The sequence below is a fragment of the Rhodococcus sp. 24CO genome, from assembly GCF_050586165.1.
GTDB lineage: Bacteria > Actinomycetota > Actinomycetes > Mycobacteriales > Mycobacteriaceae > Rhodococcus_F.
On record NZ_JAZFNF010000021.1, the window covers coordinates 27,625 to 31,410 of the forward strand.

Below are 3,786 nucleotides of genomic sequence, written 5' to 3' on the forward strand. Positions count from 1 at the left end.
CCGAGTGGGGGGAGTTTACCGCGGTAAACCACGGGTTCCGACGGCCCATTCAGAAATGGATAGCACAGATATTTACCGCGGTAAACCACGGGTTCCGACGGTCCATTCAGAAATGGATAGCACAGACGTTTACCGCGGTAAACCGGCAGAGTCGATGCTAAGAAAAGCGCTGATTGTCGGAGATCGTCCTATCCCGAGAAATGAGAGCGCTGAACTCCGTCCTCTTGCTCTCATATGTATGCAACCTGAACCGTACGCCGTGGGTAATTGCAGATGTGGATCATGGTGCTCTTTGCAGTGCGATGCCAGATAGGAATAAAGGTCCAGCTGCCAGAATGAGTATTGAAACTGTTTACCACGGACAATGGGTGAACATATCGTCACAGTGACGGAATGTCCCCTGATGAAGGATTGCCAATGAACCAGGGCAGGTGTGGCGAACTTCGGCTCAGCGCTTCGATGCTGAAACGCGTGGTCGAATGCGTGAATCACCCTGCAGTAGAGCACTTGTCGATAGAAAATTAGATTGATAGGTCAATCCCCATGGTTACTGTGCCGGTGAGCAATCAGGCTTGTTCTCACTGTGAGATTGCGGCAACAAGGCTGCCATAATTGGTGTTGGCCCATGCGGATTGTTTCCGCGTTCGACTGCGCCGGTAGTGCAGAACTGTTGACCGGTAGGTCAGCTGGCCTCCACGTGCAGTAAGTGGATCGTGCGCGCGCGTTCGACATCTGTTGCCTCGAAGCCCTTTGCGGCTTAGGGTGATTGCCGCATGTCGATTTACGGATTCACTAGTGGACCCCGTAGAGTGAACTTGACACGCCCGCTGCTTCGAAGTGGTTGCGGCGGCGAAAGTCCGAAGTAGCTCCCTGCCGAGGGGAGCGAAGCATACGGAGGTTTTATATGGCTGTGCACGTGGTTTTGAATCAGAAGGGTGGAGTGGGAAAGTCCACCCTGACAATGAATCTCGCGGCGGTGAAGGCTCACGCGCTCACCGGTGATGCGGATGTCGAATCGCCTGTGGCGGCGATCTCGGTTGATCCTCAGGGATCGGCAGTGTGGTGGGCCGATCGTGTCGAAGGTTCCGGCAACGAACTTCCCTTCAAAATCGCTCAGGCACACGACAATCCAAAAATTCTGAGTCAGCTCCACAACCTCCCCGGTATCAGTCACGTCTACGTTGACACACCGGGATGGATCGATTTCTCCAGCAACGGCGACGGTGCGGACTCTTTGGGCTCCGGCGCATCCGGTGATGCACTACGCGCAGTTCTCTCAATTGCTGATCTGGTCATCGTACCGATCGAACCCGAGCCGCTGTGCTTCGACCCGACGGCTCGCACGATTAAGAAGGTTATAGAGCCCCTCGGTAAAAAGTTCGTTGTCGTCATCAATAACTGGGACCCGCGAGACGGCAAGGTTGATCTGGAGCAGACTCGCGCGTTCGTCAATGCTCACGGTTGGCCGCTCGCCCGGACTGTGGTGCGCCACTACAAGGTTCACACACGTGCGGCCGCGGACGGCCGTGTGGTGACCGAATACGATGCTAATCGCGTTTCTCTGCAGGCCCGCGAAGATTTTTACAAACTGAGCCTCGAGTTGGAAGCTGGTGGGCACTGATGGCGCGCAGGGGCGGCAGGATCGACTTGGCGTCGCTGGCCGGTTCCGTCGGCGATAATTCTTCCGTCGACAAGAAGCCGGCACCGTCTTCGGTGAGTGGCAGTGCTTCGGCGGATGGCTTCATCGACGGTCAATTGTTCGCCGATGTTCCGTTGGGGGAGTTGATCGGTAACCCGCGTAATCCGCGTCGGCGGATCGGTGACTTGTCGGATCTGTCGACGATCGCTGAACGGCAGCTTCAACCGGGTGTCGCGGTGACCAGGGCGACGTGGTTGAAGATCTTTCCTGCTGACGAGAAGCTTATCGGTGCAGCACGTTACATTGTCGTCAACGGTAATCGGCGTCTTGCGGCGTCGAAGGAATTCGGCCGTTCGGGGATGGATGTTGTTGTCCGCGACAGCATCGCGACGAGCTCGGAATCGATTCTCGAAGCCGCGATCATCGAGAATATCGGGCGTAGCGATTTCGATGTTCTGGAAGAAGCGGAAGCTGTTCACGCGCTTGTAGCGGAGTGCGGTAGTGCCGATGCTGCAGCGCAGCGTCTCGGGCGCTCCAAGGGGTGGGTGTCGCAGCGGCGTGCGTTGCTCAAGCTTTCTCCGGAGCTTCAGGAGAAACTTCGTGGGGGAGAGCTCGCCATCAGGTTGGCGCGGTCCCTGGCGCAAGTTCCGTTGGAAGGTCAGGTGAAGGCTTGGCGGGCTGCCCAGGAGCGCGCTGAAAAGCAGTCTGCGCAAGAAGAATCCAAGGATGCAGAGCCGGTCACCGAGTCTTCAAACACCAGTACTGTTGCCACGGTTGCTACGGCGAAGGCTGTGCGTTCGTTGCGCTCGCTGCGTAAGGCGGGCGTGGATCCGGAAGTACTGGCAAGCGCGTTGCGTGAGATTTACACCGACGAGGAACAGCGGTCACTGCGCGAAGCCCTCGGACAATAACAGCACCCGATCTACGAAGGTGCCCTCGCGTCTGCTCGCCGGTGTAGTGGCCATCCGCTGGCAGGGATTTGCCCTTACACGCATGCAGCCAAGCATATTTCGGCGTCCTTGAGCATTGATGGATGGGTCGAAGACGTAGTGTGGTGACACGTTGAATCGCGCCGGCAATTCCGGATACTCCAGTGCGCTCTACTCACACTGAGGTTCACCCCGGATGGTGGACACCGAGATAGCGGGACCGAGGGTTCCGCTGGGAGGATGTCCTCATGTCCCGCACGCGCAGGTCTTTTACGACCGAGTACAAGATCGAAGCCGCCCACCGGGTGATCGATTCCGGCCGCACGATCGCCGAGGTCTCCCGTGAACTGGGCATCAACGAAGCCCTGCTCGGCCGCTGGGTCGCCGACGAACGACGACGCATCGATGCTGCCGCAGAGTCTGGCGATCAACCGTTGACTGCCGCCGAACGCACCGAGCTTGCTCGGCTGCGCAAGCAAGTCTCCGAGCAGGAGAAAGACATCGCATTCCTGAAAAAAGCGTCCGCGTACTTTGCAGCGAATCAACAAAAGTAGAGCGCTACTCGTTGATCGCTGCGGAGTACGCGAACTTCGCGATCCACCGGATGGCACGACTCCTCAACGTCTCGACCTCCGGCTTCTACAAACATCAAGGACTCAGTGTCCGAACACGATTGGATGACCGGAAACAGCGCCGCGCGGACCTGGAAGTGAAGATCCTCGACATACACAGAGAATCGAAAGGCGTGTACGGGTCCCCGCGGATCACCGCCGAACTCCACGACGGCGGAGAGATCATCACCGAGAAAACCGTCGCCAAACTCATGCGGTCACTCGGCATCGTCGGGATCAGCCCGCGGACATTCAAGATTCGCACCACTGTCGTCGATCCATTCGCCTCGTTCCCGGACGACCTGGTGCAACGGCAGTTCAATCAAGGCCGGCTCGATGCCGTCTGGACATCCGATATCACGTACCTGACCTGCGGTGAAGGTGACATGTATCTGTGTGCGATCAAGGACGAGCACTCGAAGAAGGTTCTGGGATGGTCGGTGGCGGACCATATGCGGACCGAGCTTGTCATCGCAGCCTTGGACATGGCCGTCGAAGCGCGCGGCGGCGGTGTAGCGGGCACAATCATGCACTCGGACAGTGAGACTGTTCGTGCCGGTGTTTTCGGATTTCCTGACCGTTACCGCATGGAGACGAGAGAATGCTG

The 3,786-nt window shown here is 57.9% G+C and carries 4 protein-coding genes; all 4 read left to right on the forward strand.

The genetic code is table 11. The features are described from left to right. Positions 1-904 precede the first annotated feature (904 nt). Positions 905-1,621 carry a ParA family protein gene (locus tag V2B23_RS29100; RefSeq protein ID WP_430953428.1) on the forward strand — a complete coding sequence of 239 codons (717 nt, stop codon included), beginning with the start codon at positions 905-907 and terminating at the stop codon, positions 1,619-1,621. Continuing rightward, a complete protein-coding gene (locus tag V2B23_RS29105) occupies positions 1,621-2,550 on the forward strand; it encodes a ParB/RepB/Spo0J family partition protein (RefSeq protein WP_430953429.1) in 930 nt (309 codons plus the stop codon). Before V2B23_RS29100 ends, V2B23_RS29105 begins: the two co-directional genes overlap by 1 nt. A gap of 266 nt (positions 2,551-2,816) precedes the next feature. Continuing rightward, positions 2,817-3,122, forward strand: a complete 306-nt coding sequence (locus tag V2B23_RS29110) for a transposase (protein ID WP_430953430.1) — start codon at positions 2,817-2,819, stop codon at positions 3,120-3,122. Next, on the forward strand, positions 3,074-3,786 hold a 713-nt coding region (locus tag V2B23_RS29115), incomplete at its 3' end, for an IS3 family transposase (protein ID WP_430953432.1). The genes V2B23_RS29110 and V2B23_RS29115, both read left to right, overlap by 49 nt.

Coding starts and splice junctions, on each gene's coding strand:
- V2B23_RS29105 (WP_430953429.1), top strand. CDS start 1,621: ATGGCGCGCAGGGGCGGCAGGATCGACTTGGCGTCGCTGGCCGGTTCC.
- V2B23_RS29100 (WP_430953428.1), top strand. CDS start 905: ATGGCTGTGCACGTGGTTTTGAATCAGAAGGGTGGAGTGGGAAAGTCC.
- V2B23_RS29110 (WP_430953430.1), top strand. CDS start 2,817: ATGTCCCGCACGCGCAGGTCTTTTACGACCGAGTACAAGATCGAAGCC.